A 13,979-nucleotide genomic window follows, 5' to 3' on the forward strand; every position below is an offset into this window, starting at 1 on the left:
TCCGACTCTATCAGATCCTCGCGGTCCTGATTTTCGCCGGTGCGATCCGGCCTTTCGGCCTTTTCGCGTTTCCAACCTTACCAGATCCGTTTCCACATCCGGCCCCCTGTTGGATCGGGGTTGGCCTTCCGGCTTTCGCTTTCCGGCCTTTCCGACTCTATCAGATCCGATTCTCGCCGTTGCCGGTCCGAATTCGTTTCCGATTCCCCGTCGGATGGGGTCTTGCTGCGCCTTTCGGCGTGGTCACTACTTTAGCGGAATTCCTCGGTGACTCATAATCGAGCCACGGTCCGAATTTCGGCATGCCGAAATTGTTCCCGGTGAGGAGTCGTGCAGTAGTGGTGTGCCGCGAAGCGGCGGATGGCTGCCGTGGGGCCGGTTGGCTCCGTGGCAACTTGGAGAACACTACACGAGCCCCTGAGGTGCTTCAAACCCGTGCCGGGCAAGGGATTCGCCGGTACGTTGGCCCCATGAATCCGCATGCGCACGGACAGCAGTGGTGGCCCGCCTGACGGCGGCCGACCACCAGCGCATGCACGACCACGGCCGCCGCTTCGGCGGCCGTTCGCGTATCTCCATCCCGCAGCCGGCCGGCGAGGTCCGGCGGTCCCTGAGCACGGCTCCCGCAGTGACGGGCGCGCGGTGCGTAGGCACCGGAAAGGGACGAGATGGCGAGGAAGCGGTTTTTCAGCGGTGTGCAGCCGTCGGGGCATCTGACGCTGGGGAACTATCTGGGGGCGGTGCGCCACTGGGCCGATGAGGACCAGCACCGTGCGGACGCCCTGTTCTGTGTGGTGGACCTGCACGCGCTGACCGTCGAGCACGATCCGGCGCGGGTGCGGCGGCTGAGCCGGCAGGCGGCGACGCTGTTGCTGGCGTCGGGGCTGGATCCGCAGCGGTGCACGGTGTTCGTACAGAGCCATGTCGACGAGCACGTGCGGCTGTCGTACCTGATGGAGTGCACGGCGTCGGACGGTGAGCTGCGGCGGATGCGGCGGTACGAGGAGAGGACCGCGGGCGCGCGGGCGCGCGAGGGAGGGGTGCGGCTGTCCTTGCTGACGTGTCCGGCGTTGAGGGCGGCCGACGTGCTGGCGTACGGGACGGATGAGGTGCCGGTCGGGGAGGGCCAGGCGCAGCAGCTGGAGCTGACGCGGGAGCTGGCGGTGCGGTTCAACCGGCGTTACGGGCCGACGTTCGTGGTGCCGAAGGGCACCCGTTCCACGGTGGCCTCGCGGGTGAGGGACCTGCGGGAGCCGGCGTGGGAGATGGGGGCGTCGCAGGCCGGGGCCGCGGGGAGCGTTTTTCTGCTGGACGAGGCGGAGACGGTCCGCAGGAAGGTACTGCGGGCGGTGACCGATGGCCGTCCGGATGTCGCGTACGACCGGGTGGAGCGGCCCGGGGTGGCGAATCTGCTGGATGTGCTGGCGGCCTGTTCGGGAGGTGAGCCGGAGGCGCTGGCGGGTGCGTACGACGCGTGCGGGGCGTTGAAGGAGGACGCGGCCGATGCGGTGGTGGAGCTGTTGCGTCCGGTGCGGGAGCGGCATGCGGAGCTGGCGGCCGATCCCGGGTATGTCGATGCGGTGCTGCGGGCGGGTGCGGCGCGGGCCAGGGAGCTGGCGCGGCCACGGGTGGATGCGGCGTATCGGGCGGTGGGGTTGCTGCCTGCGGTGTGAAAGCAGTGGGGAGAGGGGGAGGTGGGAGGGGGCGCGTCCGCTCCCACCCCCTTCTTTCTTTATTGGCTGTGGGTCAGCCGTTGCCGTTGGCCAGTTCGCGGCTGCGGTCGCGGGCGGCTTCCAGGGCGGCGAGCATGGCGGCGCGGACGCCGTGGTTCTCCAGTTCGCGGATGGCGTTGATGGTGGTGCCGGCCGGGGACGTGACGTTCTCCCGGAGCTTGACCGGGTGTTCGCCGCTGTCGCGGAGCATCACGGCGGCGCCGACCGCGGCCTGCACGATGAGGTCGTGGGCCTTGTCGCGGGGCAGTCCGAGCAGGATGCCGGCGTCGGTCATCGCTTCGACGAGGAAGTAGAAGTAGGCAGGTCCCGAGCCGGAGAGCGCGGTGGCCGCGTCCTGCTGGGTCTCCGGTACCCGCAGGGTCTTGCCGACGCCGGAGAAGATCTCCTCGGCGCGGGTGAGGTGGTCGCCGGTGGCGTGGGTGCCGGCCGAGATGACGGACATCGCCTCGTCCACGAGGGCGGGGGTGTTGGTCATGACCCGGACGACCGGGGTGCCGGCGGCCAGCCGTTCCTCGAAGAAGGCGGTGGGGATGCCTGCCGCGCCGCTGATGACCAGGCGGTCGGCGGGGACGTGCGGCGCCAGCTCGTCGAGGAGGGCGCCCATGTCCTGCGGCTTGACGGTGAGGATCAGGGTGTCGGCGGCCTTGGCGGCCTCCGCGTTGCTGACCGCTTCGACGCCGTAACGGGAGTGCAGTTGTGCGGCGCGCTCGGGGCGGCGCGCGGTGACCAGCAGGTCGCCGGGTGCCCAGCCGCCTCGGATCATGCCGCTGAGCAGGGCTTCGCCGATTTTGCCGGTGCCGAGTACTGCGACCTTCTGGGCCATCGTTCGGGTCCGCCTTTCCGCTGCGCTGGGCTTTCCCGGCCATCCTCGCATCGTGCGGGCGGCGGGTGCGGGGGTGTCCGGTGGGCGGAGGGGCGGCGGAGGGGCGGCGCGTCCGCCCGTGGCGTTCGTCAGGCCGTACGGCGTCGGGGTGGGGGCGTGCGGAGGTGTGCGTTGCGCTCCGGGTGAGCGCCGGAGTGATCGGAGCTGATCATTCTCGCCCGATAACTCCGCGTTCACAGGACGGTTACACAACGGATTGCTTTCCAAGGCGATCGCTTGGACACAATGGAACAAGCTGTCCAACCACGCCGGAGGGGGGCGACGATGGTGACGTTCACAGCCGGCGCCCGCACGCCCGCCGAGAAGCGCCGCGACCGCACGGCGGCGCTGGTCCGGCTGCTGCTGGTGGCCATCGCCTTCCTCCTGTCCGTGCCCGCGGCGCCACCCGGTACGTACGGCGCATCCGCCGCGCGTCCCGTGGCGCCCGTCGCCGCGAACCTGCCCGGCCCGTCCGGCATTTCGGCTCCGCGCACCTCAGCGGTCGCCCACGACGCCGAGGAGGAGGAGTCGGTGGGCGAGCGCATCCAGCCGCGCCGCAGCGGCCGGTCCGTGGCCGCGCCGTCCGCACCGACGCCGCACTCCGTTCCGCTGCCGTCGTCCGCCCCGGTCCGTACGGCGGGCGGCCTCGCGCTGACGGCTCCGCTGACCGCGCGGCATGCCGTGCCCTTGACCAGGTCCGGCGAACTCCCGGTCCAGCACGGCGTGTTCCGCTGCTGAGCGGGCCCCGGGCCCGCGTCGTCACCTCCTTGCGTCACCTCCTTGCGTCAGCCCCTTGCCGTGACCCTCGTGCCGTAGGCGCGACGTCATAGGCACAGGTCCCTGACGTCGTAGACGCAGGTGTCACGCCGTCCCGTCGTGGGCGTCACGCCGTCCCTTCCGCGGGCCATCCCCGTCCCAACGGCGTCCCGGGCATTCCAGCTGTCCCGTCCCACGGGCCGTTCCAGGCGCTCGTGCCAGGGAGTTCGTCCCGGTCCGTTCCAGGTGGCCGTTCCCGCACCGTTCCAGGCGTTCGAGGCGCGCCGATGGCGCCGTGTCCGCGACGTCCTGTCCTCACCCGTTCTCTCAGGAGGCATCCGCATGCAACGCATTCCTGTCATCCGCTCCCTACCAACGCTGCGCGCCGACTTCACCGCGTCGCTCGTCGTCTTTCTCGTCGCCGTCCCGCTGTGCGTCGGTGTGGCCGTCGCCTCCGGCGTCCCGGCCGAACTGGGTCTGGTCACCGGCATCGTCGGCGGCCTGCTGACCGGCCTTCTTCCCGGCAGCAGCCTTCAGGTCAGCGGGCCGGCGGCCGGGCTGACCGTGCTCGTGTACGAGGCCGTGCAGGAGTACGGCCTGAGGGCGCTGGGCGCGCTGGTGCTGGCGGCCGGTGTGCTCCAACTGGCCATGGGCGCCCTGCGTCTCGGCCGGTGGTTCCGGGCCATTTCCGTCGCCGTGGTCCAGGGCATGCTGGCGGGCATCGGCCTGGTGCTGATCGCGGGCCAGTTGTACGCGCTGACCGACGCCAAGGCGCCAGGCAGCGGACTCGCCAACCTGGCCGGGCTGCCCCGGCTGGCCGTCGCGACCGCCGGTTCCGATGCGGCGCTCACCGCGTGCGCCGTGGGGGCGGGCACCATCGCCGTCCTGGTGCTCTGGCCGCGCTGGCGGCCGGCCGCCCGGCTGCTGCCCGCCCCGCTGGCCGCGGTGGCGCTGGCGACGACGGCGGTCTTCGTCCTCGATCTGCCGGTGGCCAGGGTCGAGGTACGCGGCCTGTTCGACGCCGTGCAGCCGCCGGGCGGCGCAGACTTCGCGCGGCTCGTGGAACCGGGTGTCGCCCTGGGCGTCCTGGGGACCGTGCTCGCCTTCACGCTGATCGCTTCGGCCGAGTCGCTGTTCAGCGCGGCGGCGGTGGACCGGCTGCACGACGGGCCGGGCACCGACTACGACAAGGAGCTGATGGCGCAGGGCGCGGGCAACGCGGTGTGCGGGGTACTGGGCGCGCTGCCGATGACCGCGGTGATCGTGCGCAGCGCGGCGAATGTGCAGGCCGGGGCGCGGACGAAGCTGTCGCGTGTGCTGCACGGCGGGTGGATTCTGGTGTTCGCCGCGGCGTTCCCCGCGGCGCTGGGCGTCGTCCCGCTCGCGGCGCTGGCCGGCGTACTGGTGCACGCGGGCTGGAAGCTGATCCCGGTCAGGTCGTTCGGTCCGTTGTGGCGTGCGCACCGGGGCGAGGCCGTGGTGCTGGCCGCGACCGCGGTGGCGATCGTGGTCACCAACATGTTCGAGGGGGTGCTGCTGGGGCTCCTGATGGCCGTCGCCAAGTCGGCGTGGGAGACCTCGCACGTCCAGCTGGAGATCACCGACCCGGAGCGTTCCCGGCCCAGGGCGTACCGGGACGGGGCCACCGGGCTGCGGCCGATCCGGGTACGGGCCGTCGGCCATGCGACGTTCCTGCGGCTGCCCAAGGTGCTGGACGAACTGGAGGCGCTGCCCCGGGACAGGGAGATCACGCTCGACCTGTCCGGGCTGCGCCACCTCGACCACGCCTGCGCGGCGGCGCTCGGCGCCTGGGCCGAGGAACGCCGCCCGGCCGGGGCCGATACCGCGCCCCCGGCGTCGGCCCCCGCTCCCGCCCCGGCCCCGGCCGACGAAGGACCGCCCGCCTGACGCGCCCTCTCTCCCTGTTGTCCCCCAAAGGAAGGAAGTGATGTTGCGGCGGCATTGACCGTAGGGTCGTGAGGCTCGTGACCACCGACGGCACGAGCGGTGGGTGCGACCGCCAACAACGCCACCGCCCGCCCGCGCCGTCCCGGCCCACCGGCCGACCGGCCGTCCGCCCGACCCTAGGAGTCCTGTGAACCGCCGGCCCCTCCGCTACTGCGGTGCGACCGCAGTCCTGTCCGTCGCCCTGCTGCTGTCCTCCTGTACGAGCGGGACGGTGGCCGTCAAGGGAACGGCGGGCGCGGGCGGGGTCGGCGACCCGCTGTTCCCCGCGCTCGGCAACGGCGGCTACCAGGTCAGCCATTACGGACTCGACCTCGACTACGACGTGCCGAAGCAGCACCTCGACGCGACCGCGAAGATCACCGCCCATGCGTCCAAGGACCTCAGCTCCTTCAAGCTCGACCTCCAGGGCCTGAAGGTCTCCGGCGTCCGCGTGGACGGCGAGGACGCCGACTTCAGCCGCAAGGGACACAAGCTGACGGTCCGGCCCGCGCAGGCGCTCAAGAAGGGCGCCGAGTTCCGTACGACCGTCGAATACAGCGGCGTACCGCGCGAGTTGGAGGATCCGGACGGCGACACCGACGGCTGGGTGAAGACCTCGGACGGCGCGTTCGTGTCCGGCCAGCCCGCCGGGGCCATGACGTGGTTCCCCGGCAACAACCACCCGTCGGACAAGGCCGCCTACGACTTCCGGATCACCGTGCCCGAGCGCTACACCGCGATCGCCAACGGGGAGCTGCGGTCGAAGAAGACCGCCAAGGGGCGCGCGACGTACAGCTGGCACTCGGCCGAGCCGATGGCGACGTACCTCGCCACCGCCACCATCGGCACGTTCGACGTCCACCAGTCCCGCACATCCGACGGGCTGCCGCTGTACGTCGCGGTGGACCCGAAGGAGGCGAAGGCCAGCGAGAAGGCGCTGGAGCAGCTGCCCGCCATCCTGGAATGGACCGGCAAGCTGTTCGGCGACTACCCCTTCTCATCGGCCGGCGCGATCGTCGACCACACGCCGCCGCGGATCGACTGGATAGCGCTGGAGTCGCAGACCAAGCCGGTCTACGCGGGCACGCCGGACGCCGAGACGGTGGTGCACGAGACGGCGCACCAATGGTTCGGCGACTCGGTGACGCCGAAGACCTGGGAGGACACCTGGCTCAACGAGTCGTTCGCGACCTACGCCGAGTGGCTGTGGGAGGAGCACGAGGGCGGTCGCACGCCCCAGGAGCGCTTCGACGAGCTGGCCGAAACGGACGAGGACGACGATCTCTGGGAGTTCCCGCCCGGCGACCCCCAATACGCGGAGAACGTGACGGCGACGCCGATATACGACCGCGGCGCGATGGTCCTCCAGCAGCTGCGCAACGCCGTCGGCGACAAGACGTTCTTCGGCATCCTCAAGTCCTGGCCCGCCAAGTACCGGCATTCCAACGCCGACACGGATGACTTCATCGACTTCTGCCAGGAGCGCACGGACGAGGACCTGACCGACCTCTTCGACGACTGGCTGTACGGGGAGGGCCAGCCGGACTGGGAGTACTGAGCCGGGGCGGGCCGGGCCGCTTCCCGGCGGGGCCGGCCCCGGCGGCCGGATCGGTCCCCCGGCAAAGGCCGCACGCCGCGCCGCTCCGCGCGTCCCGGTCAGTCCGCCGACGGCCGCAGGGCGACCGTGAGGTACACCGCGTACGCCTCCTCCACGACGCCGTCGGGGAAGACCTCAAGCAGCGCGGCGCGTTCGTCCGCCAGCACGGGGGCGCTCGCGGCGGGGCCGATCGTGGCGAAGTAGGAGCGGCTGCCGAGCATGGCGAGGTGGGTCTCGACGGGGATCCGGCGGGTCCAGTGCACGGTCCGCAGGACGGGCCGCAGGCCGAGGCCGAGGCGGCGGATCAGGTCGGGGGCGCGGCGTACCACGTCGTGGCGGTGGTAGCCGGGCAGCCGGCGGGCGAGCCGGTCCTCCTGTTCGGCGGCCCAGGGGACGTCCGGGTCGGGGACGTTCCACCACAGGGCCAGGGCGCCGCCGGGCCGCAGCACCCGCAGGGCCTCGGGGACGGAGCGCGCCGGGTCGGTCCAGTGCCAGGACTGCGCGTAGCAGACGAAGTCGAGGCCGGCGCCGTCGGCGAGGGGCAGCGCGTCGCCGAGCCCGCGGATCAGCGGGACGCCGGGGTGCGCGGACCGCAGCTCGGCGGCCATCGCCGCCCCCGGCTCCACCGCCGTCACTTGGGCGCCGCGCGCGGCCAGCAGGCCCGTCGAAATGCCGGTCCCGGCGCCGACGTCCAGCACCCGCGCCCCGGAGAGCGGCCGTCCCGCCAGCTCGTCGACCGCGTCGAAGAGCTGCGGCGGATACCCGGGCCTGGCCGCCGCGTACTGGGCGGCGACGGCGTCGAACGACCTGGCGAACGCCGCCGTATCGGGCGCCCGGCGGTTCCCGGACGGCATCGGGCTTCGGCGCGGTGAGGAAGAGGGCACCGGCCAAGCCTGCCCCGCCGGCCGCCCCGCGTACAGAGGGCCGGGCCCCCGCTACCGCCGCTTCTTCCCCTTCGGCTTGGGCTTCTTGGCGGCCGGATTGCCGGTGCGGGAGGTGCGGCGGCGTTCGTAGCGCTCGCGGGCCGCGGCGTATTCGGCGCGGCGGAGTTTTTCGCCGGGTGCCTCGATCAGGCTGCGGCAGAAGTAGGCGAGCAGCGAGCCGATGAAGCCGATGAGCAGCAGGCTCTGGGCGGATTTGTCGGCGGCGCTGTCCGACGCGGGCGCGGGGCGGCGGACGTACCCCTCCCAGGTGCGGCGGAACGCCAGCGCGCTGCAGACCGCGAAGCCGACGACGACCAGGAGGCTGACGAACGGGCCGACGTCCCCGAACTCAAGCCCCTGGAAGGCGAAGCGGAGGATGAGCGCGCCGACCGCCGCGAGGAGCAGCGAGCCGACCGCGACTCCGGCCCTGCGCAGGGCGTAGCCGCGGTCGTGGCGGACCCAGCTGGTGCCGAAGAAGCGGATCTCCTCCGGTTCGGGCCCGCCACGTTCCTGGCCGCCGCGCTCGGTGGCGTCCCGCTCGGGGCCGCCCGGTGGCGTCTGCTCGTCGCTCATGCCACCGATTATCCCCGGCGGCAACGGCTCGGGCCGGGCTCAGGCCATGCAGCGCTGCGCGACGAACCCGTCACTGCCCGTCCTGACGTAGCTGTCGGAGATGTACTGCCCCGGCCCGATGTTGTCCCAGATGTTCGAGGTGCCGTACGGGCCGACGACCCACTGCCCGTACCGCTGGCAGAGGATCCGGACGTGCGCGCCGTCCGGCAGGTGTCCGACGACCGGCGTGTTGGTGCCCGCGCCCTCGCGGATGTTCACGCGGTAGCCGGGTGCGAGAGGGTACGTGGCCCGCTCGGCGGCCAGGGTGCCGACGGTGGCCTCGCCGTCGGCCGGCTCCGCGGCGCGGTTGAGCTGGTCCTGTGTGCTGCTCATGTGTTCTCCCCCGTGGAAAACGCGCACCCCATCGGTGCGCTGTTGCGCGCCGCCCGAGCCGGGCCGCGCGTCCTGCAACGCGCACGCTAGCAAGCCTCGTTCGTCTCGCACGTGTCATCGACTAGGCTCCGCGCGTCGCACCTGCGACCGAATCTCACGGGGGTGGAATCGATGGGGCCGCTGCGTGATCTCGGTCTCGACCCGGAAGCGGAACGTCCGGAATACGCCGGGCAGTACCGCCTGGAGGCGCGTCTCGGGGCCGGCGGCATGGGCGTGGTCCATCTCGCGCGCTCCTCGTCCGGGCTGCTGCTCGCAGTCAAGGTCATCCATGCCGAATTCGCCCAAGACCCGGAATTCCGGGGGCGGTTCCGGCAGGAGGTGGCCGCCGCGCGACGCGTCAGCGGCGCCTTCACCGCGCCCGTCGTGGACGCCGACCCGGACGCGGGGCGCCCCTGGATGGCGACCCTCCACATCCCCGGACCCACCCTCTCCGACCACGTGAAGCGGAACGGCCCGCTGGCCCTCGGCGAGGTCCGCAGGCTGGCGTCGGGACTGGCCGAGGCACTGCGCGACATCCACCGCGCCGGGGTCGTGCACCGCGATCTGAAGCCGGGGAACGTCCTGCTGGCCGCCGACGGCCCGAAGGTCATCGACTTCGGCATCTCGCGCCCGTCCGACAGCGAGATGCGCACCGAGACGGGCAAGCTGATCGGCACCCCGCCGTTCATGGCGCCCGAGCAGTTCCAGCGCCCGCGCGAGGTGGGCCCGCAAGCGGACGTCTTCGCGCTCGGCTCGGTCCTGGTGCACGCCGCCACCGGCAGCGGCCCCTTCGACTCGGAGAGCCCGTACCTGGTGGCGTACCAGGTGGTGCACGACGAGGCCGATCTGGCCGGTGTGCCCGACGAGTTGGCGCCGCTGATCGCCGCCTGCCTGGCCAAGGACCCGGCCCACCGGCCGACACCGGACGCCCTGATGGACCTGCTGCGGACGGACCTGCCCACACCGGCGCACACCGACCTGCCGGACGAACCGCGGGACACCCCCGGGGAGAACCCACGAAACGCCTGGGCCCCGTACGCCGCGCTCCCGGAGGCCGCCCCAGGGCCTGCCCCAGGGACCGTCCCGGAGGCCACCCCCGACGGCTTCCCTGACCGCTTCCCCGACGGCTTCCCTGACGCCGTCCCCCACGCCATCCCCGAAGCCGCCCCGGAGCCGCGGATTCCGGGCCAACGCCGCCCGGTACGCGTCGAATCCGCCCCGCCTCCCATCCCCGCCGACGCCACCCACGTACGCGCCCGCAGCCCACTCACCACCCCACCACCGGCCGCCCCCGCGAACCGCGCCGACGACGACAGTCCCCCCTCCACCACCGACCACCCCCGCTCCGTCTCCCCCTCCCCCACCACCAAACGCCGCCGTCGCCGCCGCGCCTGGCCGGTCTGGGCCGCCGCCGCCCTGATCGTGGCCGGCGCCGGCACCTTCGCCGGAGTACGCGCCCTGTCCGGCGGCGACCCGACGCAGCCGACCCGCCCGCCACGCGCCGCGGACGAGTTCAGGCCCTGGCGGACCACCCTGGTCCACCGCCCGGCCGGCTACCGCGCCGAAATGCCCGCCTGCGCCCCCGGAGCCGCCCACGGCGACGGCCCCGACGCCCTCTTCTGCGTCCAGCCAGGACTGCTCGCCGCCCGCGTCGACGCCGACACCGGCACGGTCCGCTGGCGCCGCACCGGACCCCGACGCGGCCCCCAGGACGCACCGCCCACCCCGCCGGTCCTCTCCGGCGGCCTGCTCTACGTGACCTCCCCCGACGGCACCCGCATCGACGCCATCGACCCGTCACCCGACGGCCACGGCGCCACCCGCTGGAGCAAGGACCTGACCGGATACAAAGGCGGCTCGGCCGTCGTCGGGAACGTCCTGCTGCTGACCGCCGACGACGGCACCGTCACCGCCCTGGACAGCGCCAGCCACCGCCGGCTCTGGCGCAAGCCCTTCCCCGGCCACACCCTGCCGTCCTTCAAGACGTACGGCGCCCCCACCCTCGCGTATGCCGCCGAGCCCTCCACCGACGGCTCCACCACCCGCGTCACCGCCATCGACCCGCGACACGGCACGGTCCGCTGGCACACCCGCCTCACCGGCTCCCTCACCCCCGTAGGCACCGGCACGTCCGGCACCCTCTATCTCACCGCCGCCGACCCGAAGTTCACCTTCCGCACCACGGCCGTCGTCCGCTACGACCCGAAACGCGGACGCAGCGAACGGCTGCCGCTGGCCGCACCGCTCGACGGCGTGACGGCCACCGTGCACGGCGAGACCGCGTACCTGCTCGCGGAGGGCGGCGCGCTCCAGGCCGTCGGGGAACGGCGCTGGGACGTCGAGACGTCGGTCGCCCGCGGCTCGTCCCCGGTCGCAACGGCGGACAACCGTCTCTACCTGACCTCAGCCGACGGCCGCCTCCTCGCCGTCGACACCCGCACCGGCGGCCTCACCGGACAGACCCGGGCCCGCCTGACGGCCGCCCGCCACAACGGCTTCCTGGAGTCACTCCCCGCCCCGGTCCCCGACCCACTCCGAGGCCGCGTCTACGCCGCCGCCCCCGACGGCACGGTCTTCGGCACCTCCACCAAGGACCCCTCCACCTGGTGACAACCGGGCCTTCGCACCCGCACGCCCCCCACATGACACGGACACACGCACACCTCCCGCCGCACCCCGGGCACCACCCGGACAGGCCCCAACTCCCCCTTCTCACACGCCCCATGAGTACCGATGTGACACGCGGGCGAGACGTACGGCGCGAGCGCGTACGGCCGCGCGGTCACCGCGCCGTCGCCCGCTTGATCACAGCGATCAGCCGCGACGCCGTGTCCAGATTGCACCGCCCCAACTCCACCAGGACACCGGCCCGTTCGTAACCGTACGAAGCCGCCTCCACCCCCAACGACGGCAACACGATTCCCGCCTCTTTGAGCGCCCCCGCCAACTCTTCGCAGGCCACCTCGGCCTCCGCGATCTTGTCCGTCGCCATGGCATCGCTCCCTGTCCGCCGTTCCGCTGACTTGGCCGCCACGCTTCAACTACCGTGCGTGTTGCGGGCATTACGAGAATGCACCTGGAAATGGGCGCGAATGCGGCTTGCGAGACGTTCTTCGTGGCCTACCCCGCTACTTCCATACCTTCTACGAGGAGGTCGCCATGCCACCGAGGCGAGCGGTCACCGGCCGAAGCCAGGAGCCACGCAAACGGTTCGCGGAGGAGCTGCGCTTACTGCGCGTACAGAAGGGGGACAGCCTGCGCCAGCTCGGTGAGGCACTGGGCTGGGACGCGTCACTGTTCGGAAAGATGGAGGGCGGCCAGACGATCGGCAGCCCGGAGGTCGTCGAGGCACTGGACCAGTACTACGGGACGCCGGGGTTGCTGCTGGCTCTTTGGGAGTTGGCGGCGGGAGATCCTACGCAGTTCCGGGAACAGTACCGGCGGTACATGACCTTGGAATCCGAGGCTACGGGGATCCAGCAGTACTCACCCAGCGTGTTGCCGGGCCTGCTCCAAACACGTGCGTACGCACGGCGGTTGCTGCTCCTGGGAAGCCTGACTCCAGGCCCTCAGCTCGATCAGCAGGTGGATGCCCGGATGAACCGCCGCGAGGCGCTGTCCGGAGCTACGGCACCGCAGTTTCGAGCGATCATCGACGAGGCGGCTATCCGCCGCCCGTTGCTCGACCACGAGGAATGGCGCGAGCAGCTGAAACACCTCAACGAGATGGCCGAGCATTCCAACGCGACGCTTCAGGTACTGCCGCTGGCCGCTGGGCCCTGCGAGTTGATCAACACGGATACAGCGCTGTTGCGTCTGCCCGAGGGCCGGACCGTCGCATGGGTGGAGACCGGATACGACGGGCAGTTGGTCGAGGAGAACGCCGGGGTCGAGCGACTTCAGTTCGGATACGATCGGCTGCGCGACCACGCCATGTCCCCGCGCGAGTCCGCCGCGTTCATCCTGCGCCTCCTGGAGGAAGTCCCATGTCCGTCCGCCGACTTGACCTGAGCGCCGTCCAGTGGCGTAAGTCCAGCTACAGCAACCAAGAGGGCGGCAACTGCATCGAGGTCTCCGACGACTTCCCCGCCACGGTCCCCGTCCGCGACTCCAAGAACCCTCACGGCCCCGCCCTCCTCTTCCCCGCGGCGGCCTGGAACTCGTTCGTCGACACCGTCAAGGACAACGGCCTGCCCGGCAACTGACGCGCGCCGCGTAACGCCCGACTGGACACTCCCGGCCGGGCGTTGCCCATGGGCACTGGAAGGTGACGAAATGACCTCGTGGCCCAAAGGCGTGCGCAGCGTCGTGAAAACGGGTGCGAGCCGGGAGATCGTCGCCGCGTACCCCTACCGCAACGCCTGCCCGACGAGCGTGTGGGGCCGCCTCATTGACGTCGCCGAACGCGACCTCACGTTCGCCGGCTACACCAACTACTTCATCTGGCAGGAACACCAGAAGATCGCCGACCGCCTGCGGGCGAAAGCGGCGTCCGGTGCCGCCGTGCGCTTCCTCGTCGGCGACCCGGAATCGCGGGTCACCAAGGACCGCGAAGAGGTGGAGGGTGTCCCGCTGACGGTCGGAACCCGTATCCGGATCACCCTGGACGCCCTGTCGCGGCTCCAGGACGAGCCCGGCGTATCCGCGCGCCACTCCGACGCGCACATCGCCCTGAGCGTCTTCACCTTCGACGACGACATGCTGGTGACGCCCCACCTGTCCAGCCTGCTGGGGCACGAGTCCCCCATGCTGCACCTGCGACGCCTCGGCCCGGACGGGCTGTTCGACCGGTTCGCCGGGCATGTGGACGCCCTGTGGAAGGGCGGGCGGCCGGTCGAGTTCTGAGGTTCCGGGCGCCGGGAGCGGACGAAATGATCTCGTGGCCCACGGGCATCACCGTCGGGGCCCGGGATTGCGGTCGGCCCCGGTGCCGCGGTCGAGCCCCTCCACTTCAGCTGACTTCAATTCCATTCGTGAGCTTCAGGCCCGCGCTCCCCTGCCCTGGTCAGAGCCGATCAGGGAGTAGCCGAAGCGGCCCCTGGCCCGCTTATCGCGGTGGCTGGAACCGGACGGTCGGCGTTTCGAACAACGGTTCAATGGTAAACCGAACGCGTACCCGGTCCGCCCATTCTTCGGTGAGGGAATTGTGACGCGCTCAGAAATCACCCACACAACGG

The 13,979-nt window shown here is 71.8% G+C and carries 13 protein-coding genes; 8 read left to right on the forward strand and 5 right to left on the reverse strand.

From position 1 onward, the window contains the following. The first annotated feature begins 668 nt into the window (after positions 1–668). Positions 669–1,673: a tryptophan--tRNA ligase gene (gene trpS / locus ACIBK8_RS20230; protein ID WP_399043194.1), complete on the forward strand. Its 1,005-nt coding sequence runs from the start codon at positions 669–671 to the stop codon at positions 1,671–1,673. 73 nt (positions 1,674–1,746) lie between these two features. Here trpS and proC read toward each other — a convergent pair whose 3' ends face one another. Then, positions 1,747–2,556, reverse strand: a complete 810-nt coding sequence (gene proC / locus ACIBK8_RS20235; protein ID WP_399043195.1) for a pyrroline-5-carboxylate reductase — start codon at positions 2,554–2,556, stop codon at positions 1,747–1,749. Positions 2,557–2,880: 324 nt separating this feature from the next. Between proC and ACIBK8_RS20240 the strand changes: the two genes are divergently transcribed. The 3 genes from ACIBK8_RS20240 (at position 2,881) to ACIBK8_RS20250 (ending at position 6,856) form a co-directional block, all read left to right on the forward strand. Beyond that, complete coding sequence (locus tag ACIBK8_RS20240) at positions 2,881–3,333, forward strand: hypothetical protein (protein ID WP_399043196.1); 453 nt, start codon at positions 2,881–2,883, stop codon at positions 3,331–3,333. A gap of 360 nt (positions 3,334–3,693) precedes the next feature. Next, positions 3,694–5,259: a SulP family inorganic anion transporter gene (locus ACIBK8_RS20245; RefSeq protein ID WP_399043197.1), complete on the forward strand. Its 1,566-nt coding sequence runs from the start codon at positions 3,694–3,696 to the stop codon at positions 5,257–5,259. A 187-nt stretch (positions 5,260–5,446) separates the two neighbouring features. Further along, complete coding sequence (locus ACIBK8_RS20250; protein WP_399043198.1) at positions 5,447–6,856, forward strand: M1 family metallopeptidase; 1,410 nt, start codon at positions 5,447–5,449, stop codon at positions 6,854–6,856. 98 nt (positions 6,857–6,954) lie between these two features. Here ACIBK8_RS20250 and ACIBK8_RS20255 read toward each other — a convergent pair whose 3' ends face one another. From ACIBK8_RS20255 to ACIBK8_RS20265, 3 genes are all read right to left on the reverse strand, one after another. Beyond that, the gene (locus ACIBK8_RS20255) at positions 6,955–7,749 is read right to left on the reverse strand and encodes a class I SAM-dependent methyltransferase (RefSeq protein ID WP_399043199.1); all 795 of its coding nucleotides are present in this window, start codon (positions 7,747–7,749) and stop codon (positions 6,955–6,957) included. 81 nt (positions 7,750–7,830) lie between these two features. Next, positions 7,831–8,391 carry a hypothetical protein gene (locus ACIBK8_RS20260; RefSeq protein WP_399043200.1) on the reverse strand — a complete coding sequence of 187 codons (561 nt, stop codon included), beginning with the start codon at positions 8,389–8,391 and terminating at the stop codon, positions 7,831–7,833. A 39-nt stretch (positions 8,392–8,430) separates the two neighbouring features. Then, a complete protein-coding gene (locus tag ACIBK8_RS20265; RefSeq protein ID WP_399043201.1) occupies positions 8,431–8,763 on the reverse strand; it encodes an SH3 domain-containing protein in 333 nt (110 codons plus the stop codon). Between the two features lie 171 nt (positions 8,764–8,934). Between ACIBK8_RS20265 and ACIBK8_RS20270 the strand changes: the two genes are divergently transcribed. Beyond that, positions 8,935–11,412, forward strand: a complete 2,478-nt coding sequence (locus ACIBK8_RS20270; protein ID WP_399043202.1) for a PQQ-binding-like beta-propeller repeat protein — start codon at positions 8,935–8,937, stop codon at positions 11,410–11,412. A gap of 172 nt (positions 11,413–11,584) precedes the next feature. Here ACIBK8_RS20270 and ACIBK8_RS20275 read toward each other — a convergent pair whose 3' ends face one another. After that, entirely contained in the window at positions 11,585–11,794 is a 210-nt protein-coding gene (locus tag ACIBK8_RS20275) for a hypothetical protein (protein ID WP_399043203.1), read from the reverse strand. A gap of 167 nt (positions 11,795–11,961) precedes the next feature. On the opposite strand from ACIBK8_RS20275, the gene ACIBK8_RS20280 reads away from it, so the two are divergent. The 3 genes from ACIBK8_RS20280 to ACIBK8_RS20290 all read left to right on the forward strand — a co-directional run bounded on the left by ACIBK8_RS20280 (position 11,962) and on the right by ACIBK8_RS20290 (position 13,647). Continuing rightward, positions 11,962–12,813, forward strand: a complete 852-nt coding sequence (locus ACIBK8_RS20280; protein WP_399043204.1) for a helix-turn-helix domain-containing protein — start codon at positions 11,962–11,964, stop codon at positions 12,811–12,813. Beyond that, entirely contained in the window at positions 12,789–13,007 is a 219-nt protein-coding gene (locus tag ACIBK8_RS20285; RefSeq protein ID WP_399043205.1) for a DUF397 domain-containing protein, read from the forward strand. Before ACIBK8_RS20280 ends, ACIBK8_RS20285 begins: the two co-directional genes overlap by 25 nt. A gap of 70 nt (positions 13,008–13,077) precedes the next feature. Beyond that, entirely contained in the window at positions 13,078–13,647 is a 570-nt protein-coding gene (locus ACIBK8_RS20290; RefSeq protein WP_399043206.1) for a hypothetical protein, read from the forward strand. Positions 13,648–13,979: the final 332 nt, after the last annotated feature.

The sequence above is a fragment of the Streptomyces sp. NPDC050161 genome (genome assembly GCF_044460025.1).
Taxonomy (GTDB): domain Bacteria; phylum Actinomycetota; class Actinomycetes; order Streptomycetales; family Streptomycetaceae; genus Streptomyces.

Bases quoted from the DNA above. Each gene is read 5' to 3' on its own strand.
- ACIBK8_RS20280 (WP_399043204.1), top strand. From the start codon at position 11,962: ATGCCACCGAGGCGAGCGGTCACCGGCCGAAGCCAGGAGCCACGCAAA.
- ACIBK8_RS20245 (WP_399043197.1), top strand. From the start codon at position 3,694: ATGCAACGCATTCCTGTCATCCGCTCCCTACCAACGCTGCGCGCCGAC.
- proC (WP_399043195.1), bottom strand. From the start codon at position 2,556: ATGGCCCAGAAGGTCGCAGTACTCGGCACCGGCAAAATCGGCGAAGCC.
- ACIBK8_RS20270 (WP_399043202.1), top strand. From the start codon at position 8,935: ATGGGGCCGCTGCGTGATCTCGGTCTCGACCCGGAAGCGGAACGTCCG.
- ACIBK8_RS20290 (WP_399043206.1), top strand. From the start codon at position 13,078: ATGACCTCGTGGCCCAAAGGCGTGCGCAGCGTCGTGAAAACGGGTGCG.
- ACIBK8_RS20285 (WP_399043205.1), top strand. From the start codon at position 12,789: ATGTCCGTCCGCCGACTTGACCTGAGCGCCGTCCAGTGGCGTAAGTCC.
- trpS (WP_399043194.1), top strand. From the start codon at position 669: ATGGCGAGGAAGCGGTTTTTCAGCGGTGTGCAGCCGTCGGGGCATCTG.
- ACIBK8_RS20260 (WP_399043200.1), bottom strand. From the start codon at position 8,391: ATGAGCGACGAGCAGACGCCACCGGGCGGCCCCGAGCGGGACGCCACC.
- ACIBK8_RS20275 (WP_399043203.1), bottom strand. From the start codon at position 11,794: ATGGCGACGGACAAGATCGCGGAGGCCGAGGTGGCCTGCGAAGAGTTG.
- ACIBK8_RS20255 (WP_399043199.1), bottom strand. From the start codon at position 7,749: ATGCCGTCCGGGAACCGCCGGGCGCCCGATACGGCGGCGTTCGCCAGG.
- ACIBK8_RS20240 (WP_399043196.1), top strand. From the start codon at position 2,881: ATGGTGACGTTCACAGCCGGCGCCCGCACGCCCGCCGAGAAGCGCCGC.
- ACIBK8_RS20265 (WP_399043201.1), bottom strand. From the start codon at position 8,763: ATGAGCAGCACACAGGACCAGCTCAACCGCGCCGCGGAGCCGGCCGAC.